Origin of the sequence: Brevibacillus thermoruber 423 (assembly GCF_000454065.1) — a bacterium.
Lineage (GTDB): Bacteria > Bacillota > Bacilli > Brevibacillales > Brevibacillaceae > Brevibacillus > Brevibacillus thermoruber.
In genome coordinates, this window is record NZ_KE695649.1 from 336,296 (window position 1) to 351,426 (window position 15,131).

General features: G+C 52.5%; 17 protein-coding genes and 1 riboswitch. Of the genes, 11 read left to right on the forward strand and 6 right to left on the reverse strand.

Annotation, left to right across the window (positions count from 1 at the left end):
- The first annotated feature begins 4 nt into the window (after positions 1-4).
- The 5 genes from M516_RS0106575 to M516_RS22890 all read left to right on the forward strand — a co-directional run bounded on the left by M516_RS0106575 (position 5) and on the right by M516_RS22890 (position 2,611).
- Positions 5-433, forward strand: coding sequence for a CoA-binding protein (locus M516_RS0106575; RefSeq protein ID WP_029098418.1), 429 nt, complete (start codon positions 5-7; stop codon positions 431-433).
- A gap of 244 nt (positions 434-677) precedes the next feature.
- On the forward strand, positions 678-1,274 hold the full coding sequence (locus tag M516_RS0106580) for a sulfite oxidase-like oxidoreductase (RefSeq protein WP_029098419.1): 597 nt from the start codon (positions 678-680) through the stop codon (positions 1,272-1,274).
- Positions 1,275-1,622: 348 nt separating this feature from the next.
- A complete protein-coding gene (locus M516_RS26125; protein ID WP_274518665.1) occupies positions 1,623-1,751 on the forward strand; it encodes a hypothetical protein in 129 nt (42 codons plus the stop codon).
- A gap of 421 nt (positions 1,752-2,172) precedes the next feature.
- Positions 2,173-2,370, forward strand: a complete 198-nt coding sequence (locus M516_RS26385) for a WYL domain-containing protein (protein WP_143863887.1) — start codon at positions 2,173-2,175, stop codon at positions 2,368-2,370.
- Positions 2,354-2,611 (forward strand): LexA family transcriptional regulator, encoded by a 258-nt coding sequence (locus M516_RS22890; RefSeq protein WP_035289028.1) that lies wholly within the window; start codon positions 2,354-2,356, stop codon positions 2,609-2,611. Before M516_RS26385 ends, M516_RS22890 begins: the two co-directional genes overlap by 17 nt.
- On the opposite strand, the gene M516_RS0106600 is transcribed toward M516_RS22890, so the two are convergent.
- From M516_RS0106600 to fdhA, 6 genes are all read right to left on the reverse strand, one after another.
- Positions 2,594-2,779, reverse strand: coding sequence for a hypothetical protein (locus tag M516_RS0106600; protein WP_029098421.1), 186 nt, complete (start codon positions 2,777-2,779; stop codon positions 2,594-2,596). The two genes, M516_RS22890 and M516_RS0106600, sit on opposite strands and share 18 nt — an antisense overlap.
- Positions 2,780-2,823: 44 nt before the next feature.
- The gene (locus M516_RS25140) at positions 2,824-3,624 is read right to left on the reverse strand and encodes a hypothetical protein (RefSeq protein ID WP_193746946.1); all 801 of its coding nucleotides are present in this window, start codon (positions 3,622-3,624) and stop codon (positions 2,824-2,826) included.
- 508 nt (positions 3,625-4,132) lie between these two features.
- Positions 4,133-4,846 carry a hypothetical protein gene (locus M516_RS0106605; RefSeq protein ID WP_029098422.1) on the reverse strand — a complete coding sequence of 238 codons (714 nt, stop codon included), beginning with the start codon at positions 4,844-4,846 and terminating at the stop codon, positions 4,133-4,135.
- Positions 4,843-5,364, reverse strand: a complete 522-nt coding sequence (locus M516_RS0106610; protein WP_029098423.1) for a sigma-70 family RNA polymerase sigma factor — start codon at positions 5,362-5,364, stop codon at positions 4,843-4,845. Before M516_RS0106610 ends, M516_RS0106605 begins: the two co-directional genes overlap by 4 nt.
- 439 nt (positions 5,365-5,803) lie before the next feature.
- The gene (locus M516_RS0106615; protein ID WP_029098424.1) at positions 5,804-6,565 is read right to left on the reverse strand and encodes an MIP/aquaporin family protein; all 762 of its coding nucleotides are present in this window, start codon (positions 6,563-6,565) and stop codon (positions 5,804-5,806) included.
- A gap of 80 nt (positions 6,566-6,645) precedes the next feature.
- The gene (fdhA, locus tag M516_RS0106620) at positions 6,646-7,860 is read right to left on the reverse strand and encodes a formaldehyde dehydrogenase, glutathione-independent (protein ID WP_029098425.1); all 1,215 of its coding nucleotides are present in this window, start codon (positions 7,858-7,860) and stop codon (positions 6,646-6,648) included.
- Between the two features lie 299 nt (positions 7,861-8,159).
- Here fdhA and M516_RS0106625 point away from each other — a divergent pair, with 299 nt between their 5' ends.
- The 6 genes from M516_RS0106625 (at position 8,160) to M516_RS0106650 (ending at position 15,069) form a co-directional block, all read left to right on the forward strand.
- A complete protein-coding gene (locus M516_RS0106625) occupies positions 8,160-9,833 on the forward strand; it encodes a sigma-54-dependent Fis family transcriptional regulator (protein ID WP_238550922.1) in 1,674 nt (557 codons plus the stop codon).
- 225 nt (positions 9,834-10,058) lie between these two features.
- A riboswitch (SAM riboswitch) is annotated at positions 10,059-10,175 on the forward strand.
- A 152-nt stretch (positions 10,176-10,327) separates the two neighbouring features.
- The gene (locus M516_RS0106630) at positions 10,328-11,152 is read left to right on the forward strand and encodes a MetQ/NlpA family ABC transporter substrate-binding protein (RefSeq protein ID WP_029098427.1); all 825 of its coding nucleotides are present in this window, start codon (positions 10,328-10,330) and stop codon (positions 11,150-11,152) included.
- 36 nt (positions 11,153-11,188) lie between these two features.
- Positions 11,189-12,226, forward strand: a complete 1,038-nt coding sequence (locus tag M516_RS0106635; protein ID WP_029098428.1) for a methionine ABC transporter ATP-binding protein — start codon at positions 11,189-11,191, stop codon at positions 12,224-12,226.
- Complete coding sequence (locus tag M516_RS0106640) at positions 12,226-12,888, forward strand: methionine ABC transporter permease (protein WP_029098429.1); 663 nt, start codon at positions 12,226-12,228, stop codon at positions 12,886-12,888. The genes M516_RS0106635 and M516_RS0106640 overlap by 1 nt, the downstream gene beginning before the upstream one ends.
- Positions 12,889-13,175: 287 nt before the next feature.
- Positions 13,176-14,198: an acyltransferase family protein gene (locus M516_RS0106645; RefSeq protein ID WP_029098430.1), complete on the forward strand. Its 1,023-nt coding sequence runs from the start codon at positions 13,176-13,178 to the stop codon at positions 14,196-14,198.
- A 145-nt stretch (positions 14,199-14,343) separates the two neighbouring features.
- Entirely contained in the window at positions 14,344-15,069 is a 726-nt protein-coding gene (locus M516_RS0106650; protein ID WP_029098431.1) for a stalk domain-containing protein, read from the forward strand.
- Positions 15,070-15,131 lie beyond the last annotated feature (62 nt).

Consider the following 15,131-nt stretch of genomic DNA (forward strand, 5'->3'; position numbering starts at 1 on the left):
AGCCATGTTCCACAATCCGAGTGACGAACGCCGCCGCCAACTGCTGGAGGAGGCGAAAACCATCGCGGTGGTCGGCCTTTCCAACAAGCCGGAGCGCACCAGCTACATGGTCGCCGCCGCCATGCAAAACGCGGGCTACCGCATCATTCCGGTCAACCCGACGATTGCCGGCGAGACGGTGCTGGGCGAAAGGGCGGTCGCTTCCCTGAGCGAGATCGACGAGCCGGTTGACATTGTCAACGTGTTTCGCCGCAGCGAGGACGTGCCGCCGGTCGCCGAGGAAGCGGTCAAACTGAAACCCAAGGCCCTCTGGCTGCAGCAGGGGATCGTCAGCGAAGAGGCGGCCGCGCTGGCGAAACAGCACGGCATCGAGGTCATCATGGACCTGTGCATCAAGGTGGATCACGCCCTCCTGCGCGTAGGGAAAAAATAGACCGGCGGACGCCGCCGTCCGGCAGCGGACTTCGTGCGGGTTGTTGTCCCGCATTCGCGAGGGACGCCCCCCCGCACATTGGCGGGGGTGTTTTTCTTGCAGCGACCTGCGGGATATGGTAAGAAGGTGGTATACCTCACAACGAGTCGTTCCCGTATGGCTGGCCGCTCTCCGCACATACTACGCGGGACGGCGTTTGCGCCCGGGAATCGATCACGCCTGTCGGACAAAGGAGTGAAGCCCCATGTTTACCAACAAAACCCTGGAAACCAGGCATGACCGCGTGCCTCCCAATCAGAAAGTGACGACCGGCTTTCCCGTCCTGCACTACGGCGATGTGCCGGAGTACACCGATTTGGCGACCCAGTGGAGCTTTCGCATTTTCGGCCTGGTGGAGCAGGAAGTGACGCTTACCTACGAGCAGATCATGGCCCTGCCCAAAGCGCAGGTGACCAACGACATTCACTGCGTCACCGGCTGGAGCAAGCTGGACAACGTCTGGGAAGGCATTCCCGTGGAAGAAATCGTGAAGCTGGTCAAGGTGAAGCCGGAGGCCAAATACGTGATGCTGCACGCCGAATTCGGCTGGACGGCCAACATGCCGCTGGACGACTTCCTCAAGCCGGGCAACCTGTTTGCCTTCAAGCACAACGGACAGGATCTCACCCCGGAACACGGCTGGCCGCTCCGCTTCGTCATCCCGCACCTGTACTTCTGGAAGAGCGCCAAGTGGGTGCGCGGCGTCGAGTTTTTGGAAAAAGACAAGCAGGGGTTCTGGGAGAAGAACGGGTATCACATGTACGGCGACCCGTGGCGCGAACAACGTTTCGCTTGGGATTAACTGGAATGAAGAAGAGGCGGAAATCCGCCTCTTCAGTTCGTTTTCAGTGAAATAATCTCAGCTGGGGCTCTTCGACCTGGACCTCCAACTGCCTCTCCAGTGACGTCTATGGCGAGAAGAGGGTTTGCATGATCATTTTTTTGTGATCCGGCTCAAGAAAGGACCAGTTCTCTTTCAGACTTTTGGCTACTTCTATGACCTCATTGGGGGAGAGTTTTGGTTGCTGTTTCTCAAATAAGGTCTCAACCTGCAGTTGTTGACGAATGGTCTCTTCTCGTTCGTTTTCTTCTTGCATACGTTGTTTGAGATCGTCAGGCCGTAAAGTACGTGCAGGACGACCTTCCCTTTGTGGTGTCGTCAGATACCTTTCTGATCGTGTATGGGGCGTATCTTCGTCTACTCGGCAAAGCAGCGTTCACCAAGGAGAGAGAAGCCGCCAAGGAGCTGCGGCGCGCCGGCATCACCATAATGGGCTAGAAGAGCGACCGTAGCGAGCACTTCGTCATGTGGCGGCAGGTGGTCAGACCAATTTCCATAATTTATGCATGAATGCATAATCCTCTCCATCCGATAAACAGGGTGAAGAGGTAAGTCCTCTACGAAATGTTCTTGGGGTAATGAATTGAGGCAGTCAAATTTTGCAGGAGACTGTCTCCTTTTTTTTCATTCAAGCACCAATTGAGGATATTCTTTACTCACTTACCATCAATAATCTAAGGAAATTCCTATTGTCAGTAATTATAATAACATCATTCACGTACTACTTCTCCGATCATCTTTAGATGGTCGGAGTTTTTTTATGAGTCAACTCCCTCTCCAGGTGTCTTTATTTTTACATGTTCGCCTCGTGTTCGTATTGCAGAGGGGAACGAATATGCTCGGGAACTTAAAACGCTAAATGAGCAGCGGTCAGCTTGTCGAGATCATCTATTTGGATCGCCACGGCCGAACGTCGAAGCGAACAGTCCGGATACATGAGATCAGCAGCGGCCGGGTGAAAGCCTACTGCTTTGCACGTAGGGCGTTCCGTGTATTCTCCGTTGACAACATCCTTGCCGTAGCTCCAGTGGTGAAACGTCATGCTGCAGGATATTGAACGGAAAGTTCTGCGCATCATTGCCAATTTCTCAGTTGGGCGCCGGCGCACGCCGACTGTGGATGAGTTGTGCGTGAAAACCGGCCGCAGTCGCAGCGGCGTGTTGGAGGTGCTGGCCGCATTGGCCCGGGAAGAGTACATCGAATGGGATCGATCACACCCGGACGACATCAAGTTGCTGGAAGCATGGGAAAAGAAAAAGGGGGATCATCCCCCCGTAGTCTTATATAACCAAAGTTGAAATAGCAGCAATTATTACGGCTACCGCTAAGTTAATACTTATTAACTTCCAGTCAAAGAAGGCACGTAATCCCTCTTTTTTAATTATAGAGAAATATAGGGAAAAGAGAATATATACAATAAAGACTCCTTGTAACCCTAAATAAAAATTGTGTACAAAGTTGTCCATGGAAAATTTCTCCTCAAGTATTCAATCATGTAAAAAACATAAGATTACCACTTAAAGAAATCCTTGATTTTTTCAATACTTTCTTTTATCCCTTTTTCAACTCGGTCCTTAATGCTCTCCTTTGAATCTCCCTTAGACTTTCTAATCTCTTCAGGGGTTGGCATCGAAGCATAGGGTTCAAACGGAGCAATTACACGATTCTCTACTGCCTTTGCAACTGCTTCATTGATTCCTTTTGTCTTTGCAATGTTATCATAATGATTATATACTGACTTAGCGATTTCAGTTCCAATACCAGCAAGTGCTGCTGCACCGGCTCCGGTTATAGCTCCTTTAACATAATCAGGTGGACTAACTCGTGGAGCACCAGTTGGTCCGTTTATTTTTCTTGCTGCTTCAGCAACTTTCATTCTATTCTGACAATCTTTGTGTTGAGCGTAAGCTCCAGTAATTGCACCCCCTGCTGAAGAAGCGATTACTCTTATCACACTGCCAGTAATTTTGTCCTTACTATTATTATCTTCCTTAGTTTTCTTACCAGAAACTGTTTGTTGAGATGTTTGAGAGGTTTTTGACGATGAAACGCTTCCTCCAGCACCCGGACCTTCTATTACAGCTCGTATTTGAACAGAAGGTGTCGCGGATGTAGATTTTTTGTATGCTTCTTGAGCTTCCTTACTTATTTGTACAGTGTCTTGTCCGGTTTTACCTACTGTTTCTTGTTTCGCGTTCTTCGTAGAAGTAGTATTGATTTGAGGTAAGTTTTGTACCCGTTCTAATCGTTCTCGTTCTAACCGTTGTTGGTATCTTTTCTCAATATGATCTTCTCTGCTAACTCTACTCATTTTATCCACTACAATCAAAAAAAGTAGAATTTGGCATTTGGTATTATAGCAGAATTTTTTGTTTTTTTACAGTATTAAAGGTTGGTGACCAATATGCACAAAAAGATATTTTGTATCCAAAGAGTCGAATGACCAAATTGGTATATCATAGTCTATAGGTGCTGATAAGAATTACCATGCGGAACGGAGAACCGTTTGCCTTTGCCGGCCTGTTTGACACCTGGACGGGGCCTGACGTTAGGACACATCACACCCGAACGATCATTATCACCCGGCCTAACGACGGCCTTGATTAGCTTCATTTAGGGATTGTCAAAAACATCCCCATCTCAATAAACCCCTTCTATGTAGACAGTAAAGGACAAGCTCCCTTCCTGTTACCTTGGAGGGGATTTTCCATGAGGACAACCTGAGCCCGGTTCAATCCCGAGCCCAGAGTCTGTTTACTTGAGAGGGTAAGACCCCAATGGGACATGAATTGTTTTGAAACATAGGACAGAAGCAGCAGTTAGGAACGCTTCACAGAAACAGCAACCTTCCAATCCCCTTCAATTTTTAAAGGCGAGTCAGCTTTTTTCTGTCCGAAGAATGAACGGATCTTCAACGTAAAACGCTCATTGTTATTGAAGAAGCCAGCATCAAGGAGAAGGTTTGCCTGAAACACTCTTTCATTCGCTTTCGGACTTTTTACTTCGGAAAGAAGTTTGTCACGATCTTTTATATCAAATTCATAACGGTTGTCTGATGCGGCCTGGACGGTAATTTGGTTGTTGGTCAAAGACTCTCCTGAACTTCCCACAACCTCGAAATCGCCGAAAGTAAGAACCTCTATCGTACTGAAAGGCGGTTTCGTAATGTCTTGTAGGGTAACCGTTACTGGCACAATAATCGTTTCAGATTGTACAGTGGCTGAATTCGCCTCGACCTTAATTTCATCCGTAGCTTGGGAATATTGTGTGTCTACCACCTCGTTCTTCCAGTTGACGATATCCCTGAAATATCCACGTACAGATGAAGCCAGACTGGAATCGTTCAAAGCAATAATGGCAGACACCAAAACGGCAGCCGAAACGATTCCGCCCCATACGCGTTTCTTCCTAATGATCCTCTCGCTATGTCGCTCTTCTAATTTCGCTTGTTGGATACCCATTTTACTTCTGTGATGAAGATCTGGCGGAATCTCGATTTTTTCCATTTCCTCTTTCAAGGTGCTTCTTTTCATGAACTCTCCTCCTCCCTTAAAATTCCACGAAGTTTTTCCAAGGCTCTATACAAAATGGTTTTGGTTGTACCCAAGGGGAGTTCTAACATCTGAGCGATATCCTTCAACGTGTAGTCTTGATAAAACCTCAGCAAGACTACACTTTTTTCATTCACATCTAATTTTTCAAGCACATCTTTTAATGTGATGGAAAGAGGAAGATCCTCATCCATTGAATGAAAAAAATCCAATTGTTCCGGCTTCAATGGAACGACTTTCCTTCGTTTCTGAAGCAAGTTGATCGAACAGCTCATGGTAATTTTCGTTACCCATGTTTTAAAGTATCTTGGTTCCCGTAATGTCTTGATTGACTTGAAGGAGCGATAAGCCGCCTCTTGAACAATATCGAGGGCATCTTCTTGATTTTTCACATAGACAAAAGCGATCCTGTACATCATTTCTTCGTATTGTTGAAACAATGCAAGGTAAGCCGTTTCATCGCCCTGCTGCGCTTTTTTTACTAAGGTAACAGCATCCATTCCGTTTCCCTCCTTTCATGCACGTTTTTTACTAAGGTAACAGCACCCATTCTGTTTCCACTCCCTGACACTTATTAGACCAATCATCCTTATGTTTGGCTTTGGTTGTAAAGGGGAAAAATTGTCTGATTGCTTATGGGTTCTGGTGCTGCAGGACGCAGACTGCCTCCCTTTTCTGTGGCCTTTCCATTCCGCCTCAACTGCAAACGGCCGGTGCAGTGATGTTGGCATACGCAGGTTGATCTTGCTGCTGTCCTCCGCCTGCGGTTCCGGGCTCCGAAATAGGGTGCTGGAAGTCAATCCCTTACGTCTGCGCGGCCCGCGGAAAAAGCAGCCCTTCGCGTAGGATGGAGGCATGGAAAAAGGGCTGTCTGCGACGAGACAGCCCTTCTTCTTTGATAACCAATGGGGGAAGCCAGAGACTTTTTCTGCTCACCTGTTACCTGCCTGTATCTGTGGTTCGCCCGGTAGCGGAGACACGCGCAGGCGCAGAAATCGCCTCATAGGTGAAGGCGGCCAGGACGGCGCCGAGCAGGGGACCGATCACATAGACGGGAAAATGGCTCCAGTCCACGGTTCCGCCTGCCAAACTGTCCACCACGTAGGGGCCGAAGGTTCGGGCCGGATTGAAGGAGGAACCCGTCGGTCCGGCCGTCATCATGATGATGCCGCCAACCGTCAGGCCGATGACCAGTCCCGCGAATCCGTGGGGCGCCCGCGAATCGATGGCCACTCCCATAATGACAAGCATCAGAATAAAGGTTTCCAGCGCTTCGATGGCAATGCCCTGAACGTATCCGGTGGTCGGCGAAAGGACGGTGGCGCCGAGATTTCCGATGACGGCTCCGTCCGTGCCCAGCACGGCCAGGATCAATAGGGCGCCCGCGATTCCTCCCGCACACTGTGCCGTCACGTAGGCGGGGACGTCCCTCCAGGAAAAGCGTCCCGCCGCCGCCAATCCGATGGTCACCGCCGGATTGATGTGGCACCCGGATACGTTTCCAAAGGTGTAGATCATCGCGGTGACGATGATGGCAAAAGCCAGGCTGATGACGCCGATATCAGCCAACGTGGCGGGGTGATTCGCCTTTGCCGACAGGATTCCGTGAAAGGCGGCACTGCCCGGGCCGATGAGCACCAGCAGGGCCGTACCGACAAACTCAGCGAGACTCCGCCTCCATAAAGCAGGTGGATGCTCCATGGTCACACCACCTTTCCTTCGCACCATTCCTGCAACCGATGGAATCCCCGCCGGGTACAGCCTCACGCATGCGGAGGGCGTTACTTGACCAAGCCATGGGGATCAATCACGTATTTTCTCGCCGCCCCTTTATCAAAGTCGCTGTAGGCTTTCGGTGCTTCGTCCAGCGAAATTTTGGTGGCATTGACCGCTTTGGCGATCTGCGCCTTGCCATGGAGGATGGCCATCATCAACTCGCGGTGGTATCTCATGACCGGCGTCTGTCCGGTGACAAAGGTATGGGCTTTTGCCCAGCCCAGGCCGATGCGAATTTTCAATGTCCCGACCTTGGCCTCCTCGTCCACGGCGCCAGGATCACCTGTCACGTACAGCCCCGGGATGCCGAGTCGGCCTGCGGCCCTGGTAATTTCCATAATGGAGTTGAGCACGGTGGCGGGTGCCTCGGAATGGTCGCGACCGTGACCGTGGGCTTCAAACCCCACGCAGTCGATCGCGCAATCCACTTCGGGAACGCCCAGAATGTGTTCAATTTGTTCTCCCAGGTTGTCATGTTCACTCAGGTTGATGGTTTCGCATCCAAAGCTTCTCGCCTGTTCCAGACGGGCGGGATTCAAGTCGCCGACAATGACGACGGATGCGCCCAACAGTTGGGCGGAATGGGCAGCGGCAAGCCCAACCGGCCCTGCTCCGGCGACGTAGACGGTAGAGCCGGGACGCACGCCGGCACTGACGGCACCGTGGTACCCTGTCGGGAAAATATCCGACAGCATGGTCAGATCGAGGATTTTTTCCATCGCCTGATCCTTGTCGGGGAATGCCAGCAGTTGAAAGTCTGCATAGGGAACCATGACGTATTCCGATTGACCGCCTACCCAGCCGCCCATGTCGACATACCCGTAGGCAGATCCGGGACGATCCGGGTTCACGTTCAGGCAGACATGGGTGTTTTGTTCCTTGCAGTTCCGGCAACGTCCGCAGGCAATGTTGAACGGCACGGAAACGAGGTCGCCTTTTTTGATGAATTCCACATCGCGTCCGACCTCGATCACCTCTCCCGTAATTTCGTGGCCCAGGACGAGTCCGGGGGGCGCCGTGGTGCGGCCGCGCACCATGTGTTGGTCGCTTCCGCAAATGTTTGTCGTCACCACCTTCAGGATCACGCCGTGGTCACATTTGCGGCCGACGTTCAGCGGATTCACCCCCGGCCCGTCCCGCAGTACCAAATCCGGAAAAGAAATGTCCTGCACCTCTACCTTGCCTGGTCCCATGTAGACGACTCCCCGGTTGCTTGCCATGCCAATTCCTCCTTTTATCATGAATGGGATTGCGCAGGACATGTAAAGCAAAAGGCATGCCAGACCCAGATCGCCGATCGTGACAGCGCTTTCGCAGAGGGGGATGGTGAACTGCTCCACTTTGAAACAACAAACTGCGCAAATATTGAGCAAATATTCAAATATTTTGTGATATACTGGGTGTGCACCATTCCATTGCTTGTTTGGAGGTGATCCTGTTGTCATCTCTTACGCCTCTGGAAGAGCAGCAAATGATACAGCGTTCGTGGAATCGATGCTATTCGTTTGGATTCACACCGATGGATGCCCTCGAGGATGAACTGCTTCCCGACCGGCAGGTACACGAATTGCTGCAGGAGAATCACGCTTTGCTTTGCCACGTGGCCGCCGTGTTCGAGAAGTTGACCCCCTCTCTCAGGAAAAGCGGCCAAATCGCGCTGCTGGTCGATCGCCAGGGAGTCGTGCTCCATACACGAAGCGATCCCGACTTTGACAGCCAGGCCAAAAATCTGCACCTGCGCGTAGGGGCGAATTGGCATGAGAAAAAGAAGGGGACAAACGCGATGGGAGTCGCCCTGGAGGAGAAAATGTCCGTGCGTATTCACGGCGAACAGCACTTCTTTGTTCAGAACCGGTTTCTCACGTGCGCCGCGTCCCCCCTGTTTACGCCCGCCGGTGAGCTGGCAGGGGCGATCAACATCAGTGCGACGAGGGACCAATTCCATCCCTTTCTTTCCTCCCTTGTGCAGTTCATTGCGGAATCCGTGCAAAACCGCCTTCTGCTGGAAGAGGTCAAGCACGAACACCTCATCACCCTGAAGGAACTGGAACACACGTCCAATCGGCTTCATACCCCGCTTCTGACCCTCGACGGCGACAACCGCATCATTCGTGCGAATCAAGCGGCACGGCGCATACTGGGAAAGGATTGCGTGGGCAAGGAATTCCGAGAGAAAAAGGGGTTCGTAATCGAATCCATCGTGGACCATACGCGCAAGATCTGGCGGTCTGTGGCGGTGCTCACGAAGGATGCGGCCAGACAGCCGCTGCATAAATTCGACCGGATTACGGGCTCTTGTCCCAGTCTGCAGAGCGCCAAGGCGTTGGCACAAAAAGTGGCGGAAACGGATCTGTCGGTTCTTCTCTTGGGCGAAACGGGAACGGGCAAAGAACTGTTTGCCCAATCCATTCATTCCGCCAGTTTGCGAGCGCGGCATCCGTTTATTGCCGTCAACTGCAGCGCCATTCCGGAAACGATCATCGAAAGCGAACTGTTCGGATACGAGGGAGGTGCCTTCACGGGAGCGAAAGCCGAGGGGAATATCGGGAAAATCGAAGCGGCGCATCAGGGAACGCTGTTTTTGGACGAGATCGGCGACATGTCCCTCCGTGCCCAGGCGGCGCTGCTCCGCGTCCTGCAGGAGAAAGTGGTTACCCCGGTGGGCAGTGTGAAAAGCAAACCGGTCGATGTCCGCATCATCGCGGCAACAAACAAGGACCTGCGGGAAGAGATCAAGGCGAATCGATTCCGGGCCGACCTCTACTACCGATTGAAAGGAATTCAGATAACCCTGCCGCCTCTTCGCAAGCGGAGCGATGTGGTTGAGCTGGCGGAACATCTTCTCCGGACGATGAGCGGCTCTGCTGCGATCACACTTTCCGCGGAAGCACAGACAAAGCTGCGTGCCTATTCGTGGCCCGGAAACGTACGGGAGCTGTACAGCGTGTTAAACCAGGCGGTCTTCTTGGCGGAAGGGAATCCGATCGGTCCCGAACATCTTCAGTTTGAAACGGAAGAACGGGAGGAGGAACATCAACAAAAGGTTCCTTCCTTACCGGTTTTGGAAAAAGAGGCGATCGAGCAGTCGCTTCGATTGGCCCGCTGGAATATCAGCAAGGCAGCCCGAATGCTTCAGATCAGCCGCAATACGCTCTATCGCAAAATGCAGGAGTACAAGATCTTTCAACCGTAACGATTCGGCCAAGGACTGTTCGTGGATTGCTGCGGCGACTCGCTCGGGAGACCAAGGAGAGGCGGCTTTCCGCCTCTTTCGTTCGTTTTGCGACCCGATTCGATCCGTTTTGACAATTTTCAATACATAGCGACAATAAACGATAAAGTCATTGACAGACACCTGCGGACACGTTATAATCCAACTAATCAAATCGGAATTGCACTTACAACTGGATAGGATGATCTCTTATGAAGAGAGGTGGAGGGACTGGCCCTGTGAAGCCTCGGCAACCTAAACGAACATTTGTGGTGCCAAATCCAACGGATCGATTCCGCTAGGTTCGATTCCGAAAGATAAGAGAGGTATTTACGCAGCAGGGGCTTGCTGCCCTTACCTCTTCTTTGTAAGAGGTTTTTTTATTGAAAGGAGAGGATGCGTTCACATCGACGCCGTTGTTTTCCCAATCATGCATTCATACATCGTTTCATCGGAGAAAAGGAGAGAAGACCATCATGAAAAAAACGCGTTTCTTGTTGATCATGCTGCTTGTGATCGCCACGCTGCTTTCCGCCTGCGGAGGAAACAAGTCGGACAATTCGGCCGCACCGGCTGGGGAGAAAACCACGATCAAAGTGGGCGTCACCGCCGGCCCGCACGAACAAATCCTCAACAAGGTAAAGGAAGTGGCCAAAAAAGAAGGATTGGACATCGAAGTCGTCGTGTTCAACGACTACGTTCTTCCCAATCAGGCGCTGGATAAAGGAAACATTGACGTAAACAGCTTTCAAACCATTCCGTTTTTAGAGAAATTTAACGAAGATCACAAAACTCATATTGTCGAAATTGGCAAAACCGTCACCTTCCCGATGGGGATTTACTCCACCAAGTACAAGAAGGTGGAGGACATCCCGGAAGGCGGCACGGTCGGCATCCAAAACGACCCGACCAACCGGGCGCGCGCCCTGCAGCTCTATCAGGCCGCGGGATTGATCAAGCTGAAAGACGGTGTCGGCAACAAAGCAACGCCGCAGGACATCATCGAAAACCCGAAAAAGCTGGTCTTTAAGGAACTGGAGGCGGCACTGCTCGCCCGGACGCTGAAAAGCCTGGACGCGGCAAGCATCAACACCAACTTTGCGATGGAAGCGGGGTACAACCCGAAAAAAGACGCGATTTTTGCCGAAGGGCCGGACTCCCCGTACGTCAACATTCTCGCCGTAAACGAGAAGGACAAGGACAACCCTGTCTATCAAAAACTGGTCAAGATCTACCGCTCGGAGGAAGTCAAGAAGTTCATCGAGGAAGAGTTTTCCGGATCGGTGCTCCCTTCTTGGTAAGGAGGGAAACGTCCCAACAGGGAGGAGCTTGGGCAGATGATACAGCTAACGAATATTCACAAGACGTACAAGGTTGGCAGCAAACAGGTGGAAGCACTGAAAGGCGTAACGCTCCACGTCAACAAAGGCGAAATTTTCGGCGTGATCGGGTTCAGCGGAGCAGGGAAAAGCACCCTGCTCCGAACAATCAACCTGCTGGAAAAGCCGACAAGCGGATCGGTCGTGGTCAACGGGCAGGACTTGCTGAAGCTGTCCGAGAAGGAACTGCGCCACGCCCGCAAAAAGATCGGCGTCATTTTTCAGCACTTTAACCTGCTGTCGTCGTACAACGTTTTTGACAACGTCGCCGAAATTCTCAGGATGAATCGGGTGCCGAAAGAGCAGATTCGAAAAAAAGTGGAGGAACTGCTGCGCCTGGTAGGGTTGGAAGACAAAGCGAGCGCCTACCCCTCCCAATTGTCGGGCGGGCAGAAACAGCGGGTGGGGATAGCCCGGGCGCTTGCCATGGATCCGGAAATCCTGCTGTGCGACGAGGCGACCTCGGCGCTTGACCCGCAAACCACGGAGTCGATTCTTGACCTGCTTTTGGACATCAACCAAAAGTTTAACCTGACGATTGTGCTGATCACCCACGAGATGCAGGTGATCAAAAAAATCTGCGACCGCGTGGCCATTATGGAAAACGGGGTCATCATCGAGCAGGGAACGGTATTGGATGTCTTCAGCAATCCGCAGCAGCCGACGACGCGCAACTTTATCAAGACGGTCTTTGATGACCAGGTCCCGAAAGAGATGCTGGCCAAAATCAAGAACGCCGGTCCCAGCGCGTACATCCTGCGCGTCGCGTTCCGCGGGGATGCGGCCCTCGATCCCGTTCTGGGAACGCTTGCCTCCCGCTATCCGGTCAGGACAAACCTGCTGTACGGGTCGATCAGCTCGATAAAAGGAACCGCGCTCGGCATCCTGCTGCTGCATATTTCCGGTGAAGAAAAAGCGGTGCAGGAGGGAATCGCTTATCTGCGCGAGTCCGTGTACCGGGTGGATGTCGTATCGCAAGAGGAGGTGGGGAGATAATGGATCGACTGGTGGAACTGCTGCCGCTGTTTTATCAATCTTTTGAAGAAACGGTGATCATGGTCGGGATCTCCTTGTTCATCTCCACGCTGCTGGGCATTCCGCTGGGGGTGCTGCTGGTCATTACCCGTCCGGATCACCTTGCCCCCAACAAGTGGGTCTATCACAGTCTCAACGTCATCATCAACGTGATTCGCTCGCTTCCCTTCATCATTTTGATGGTGGCGATCATCCCGTTCACAGAGTTTGTCGTCGGCACCTCCATCGGGGTCGAGGGCGCGATCGTGCCGCTTATCGTGTATACCACGCCGTATATCGCCCGCCTGATGGAAACGGCGCTGCTCGAAGTGGACCGGGGCGTGATTGAGGCGTATCAGGCAATGGGCGCTTCCCGCTCGCAAATCATTTTCCGCATCATGATTCGCGAAGCCAGACCGGGCATTGTCTTGTGTCTGACCATCGCGACCATCGGCCTGATCGGGGCGACGGCGATGGCGGGAGCGGTCGGCGCGGGCGGTCTGGGTGATTTGGCGCTGCGCTACGGCTATCAGCAGTGGGATATCGAAGTGATGATCATGACGGTCATCATTCTGATCTGCCTGGTGCAGGCAATCCAATCGCTCGGCAACTGGGCGGCCAAAAAGCTGAAGAAAACCGCGTAAGCCAATTGGCTTCCGGCACACATCTCCACCCGCGTCGATGACTGGCGCGGGTCATTCCGTTTCGGTATCCTGGTATCCGTGCCGGCTGTCTGTTGTACGGCGCGTGAAAAGGTCACAACAAGGGAAAACGGCTATCGCTGCCTGGTCCAGAGAGCAGACCGGGCAGCGATAGCCGTTTTCAAATCTGAATCAAAATTTGTTAGTTTATACTAACACCGTTTTCCAAAAGCAGAGGGCTCGGGCAGCTTGGGACACGACCGGCAATCCCTATACAAAGGAGCGTGGAGATGGGAAGAGAGTCGCGATTGTTCAAATCGCTTTTCCTTACGCAGTTGTTGTCGTCCTTTCTCGTGTCTTCGGGGCATTACACGGCTTTGGTGCTTCAGTACGACAGTGCTTTCTGGGTCACGGCCCTGAATCAGTTGAGTCGGTACGGCACCGTTCTGCTGGCCATGATCAGCGGGTTTTTTACGGCCCATACCTTTGAGACCAAACAGCCCACAGCGCGGCAGTACTTTTCCGGGAAGCTGCTGTATATCGTCGTGCCCTTCCTGTGCGCCGGAGTGGTTTACCACTATTTGCTCTTTGCCGAATGGCCGCATACGAAAGAAGCGTTTGTCCATATTCTGCTGGGAAAGACGGGCGACCAGCTCTACTTTCTGTTCATGCTGTGCCAGTACTACGTCTTTGCCTACCTGTTTCGAAACATCATCACCAAACAAAACATCACGGTCCTGATCTGGCTGTTCATGGCGCTCCAATTCGTGTACATTCACTACCTTCATCACGGATGGCTGGGGTTGACGACGCGCCATTTCTTTCCCGCCTGGATCTTCACCTTTTACCTGGGCAATCTGCTGTATTGGTACCGGCATGAGACGATGCAATTCCTGCGAAAGCATCGGGGGCTGCTGCTCGCCTGTACGCTGCTGTCCGTCGTGAGCACGGTCCTGTTTGTCCTGTCCGACACCATCTATGTGGCGGTTCACCTGCGATTCGTGTTGGTTGCGTTTGTTTCCCTGATCGTGCTGCTGATGGTCCTGGAGCGCTGGGCCGATTCCATTCCCGTCCGGTTCCGGAAAGGGCTCACGCTGTTCATCTATTTGTCCCATTCGGCCGTCATGATCTGCTGCAACCTCGCGCTGATCAAGCTGACGGGGGACCTGTCGTGGATTTTCGCCAACATCGGGTTTACGCTGCTCTACCTGCTGGTGATCTACGCGGGCACCGTGTTCCTGTCGTGGGGACTGGCCCGGATCATGCACACCGTGGAAAGCATGACGCGAAAAATGCGCCAGTTGAGCGGGTGATGGTCTGCGCAAAGAATGTCCGATTTCAAAGAGAATTCAAAAAAAGAAACGGTACACTGGGCTTGTACCGGAACGGTACCAAAATCAGGAATGGCTGAAGGGGTGAGACATGGTGTTGAAAAAAACCAAGGGGGAGGGATCTGGCATGTGGAAAAAAACGTCGGCCGTTGTCCTGTCCTCCGTGCTGCTGGCAGGCGTCCTGGCGTCCAGTTCCGATGCCGCGGTCGCGACCAAGAACGTGCAGGTCAAATACAACAATGTGAAAGTGACGTATAACGGCCAGCTTGTTCCCACCGACATCGAACCGTTTTTGATCAACGGCACGACCTACATTCCTCTGCGGATGATGGCCGGTGTGTTTAACAAGAACGTGGCGTGGGACGGGAAAACGTATACCGTGAGCGTCACGGACAAGGAGGACCCGCGGATTGCCTCCCTGCAGGCGGAAATTGCGCAAAAGGATGCCCGGATTGCCGAGCTGGAGAAGAAATTGCAGGATGCGGAGGACGAACTGGCGAGCGCCGATGACGATGACGTCGATGACCGGATCGACGAGCTCGAGGATAACTTGAACGACGACTACGGGGATTATGAGGATCTGGAATGGTCGATTTACCTGAGCGGTGACGAGGACGACATTGACGTGGAGATCGAAGTCGACCTCGACGAGTACCAGGATGAATACGACGATCTCTCTACCAGCGACATCGAGGATCTGGTGGAAAATATCTGCAGCGATATCTGGGATGAATTCGAGGATGCGGACATCGATGGGGTCATTATTGACATCTCTGACGACGATTATGAACTGCACGACTTCTTCGGCGATGCCGACAGCGGCGACATTGAATTGGACGGAGAAGAGATCTGAATGAACAACCCCGGGGGGAGAAACCCCGGAGGACACTTACGACAGGGAACCCGCTGAAAAGC

Bases quoted from the DNA above. Each gene is read 5' to 3' on its own strand.
- M516_RS0106575 (WP_029098418.1), top strand. From the start codon at position 5: ATGTTCCACAATCCGAGTGACGAACGCCGCCGCCAACTGCTGGAGGAG.
- M516_RS0106580 (WP_029098419.1), top strand. From the start codon at position 678: ATGTTTACCAACAAAACCCTGGAAACCAGGCATGACCGCGTGCCTCCC.
- M516_RS26385 (WP_143863887.1), top strand. From the start codon at position 2,173: ATGAGCAGCGGTCAGCTTGTCGAGATCATCTATTTGGATCGCCACGGC.
- M516_RS22890 (WP_035289028.1), top strand. From the start codon at position 2,354: ATGCTGCAGGATATTGAACGGAAAGTTCTGCGCATCATTGCCAATTTC.
- M516_RS0106600 (WP_029098421.1), bottom strand. From the start codon at position 2,779: ATGGACAACTTTGTACACAATTTTTATTTAGGGTTACAAGGAGTCTTT.
- M516_RS25140 (WP_193746946.1), bottom strand. From the start codon at position 3,624: ATGAGTAGAGTTAGCAGAGAAGATCATATTGAGAAAAGATACCAACAA.
- M516_RS0106605 (WP_029098422.1), bottom strand. From the start codon at position 4,846: ATGAAAAGAAGCACCTTGAAAGAGGAAATGGAAAAAATCGAGATTCCG.
- M516_RS0106610 (WP_029098423.1), bottom strand. From the start codon at position 5,364: ATGGATGCTGTTACCTTAGTAAAAAAAGCGCAGCAGGGCGATGAAACG.
- M516_RS0106615 (WP_029098424.1), bottom strand. From the start codon at position 6,565: ATGGAGCATCCACCTGCTTTATGGAGGCGGAGTCTCGCTGAGTTTGTC.
- fdhA (WP_029098425.1), bottom strand. From the start codon at position 7,860: ATGGCAAGCAACCGGGGAGTCGTCTACATGGGACCAGGCAAGGTAGAG.
- M516_RS0106625 (WP_238550922.1), top strand. From the start codon at position 8,160: ATGGATGCCCTCGAGGATGAACTGCTTCCCGACCGGCAGGTACACGAA.
- M516_RS0106630 (WP_029098427.1), top strand. From the start codon at position 10,328: ATGAAAAAAACGCGTTTCTTGTTGATCATGCTGCTTGTGATCGCCACG.
- M516_RS0106635 (WP_029098428.1), top strand. From the start codon at position 11,189: ATGATACAGCTAACGAATATTCACAAGACGTACAAGGTTGGCAGCAAA.
- M516_RS0106640 (WP_029098429.1), top strand. From the start codon at position 12,226: ATGGATCGACTGGTGGAACTGCTGCCGCTGTTTTATCAATCTTTTGAA.
- M516_RS0106645 (WP_029098430.1), top strand. From the start codon at position 13,176: ATGGGAAGAGAGTCGCGATTGTTCAAATCGCTTTTCCTTACGCAGTTG.
- M516_RS0106650 (WP_029098431.1), top strand. From the start codon at position 14,344: ATGTGGAAAAAAACGTCGGCCGTTGTCCTGTCCTCCGTGCTGCTGGCA.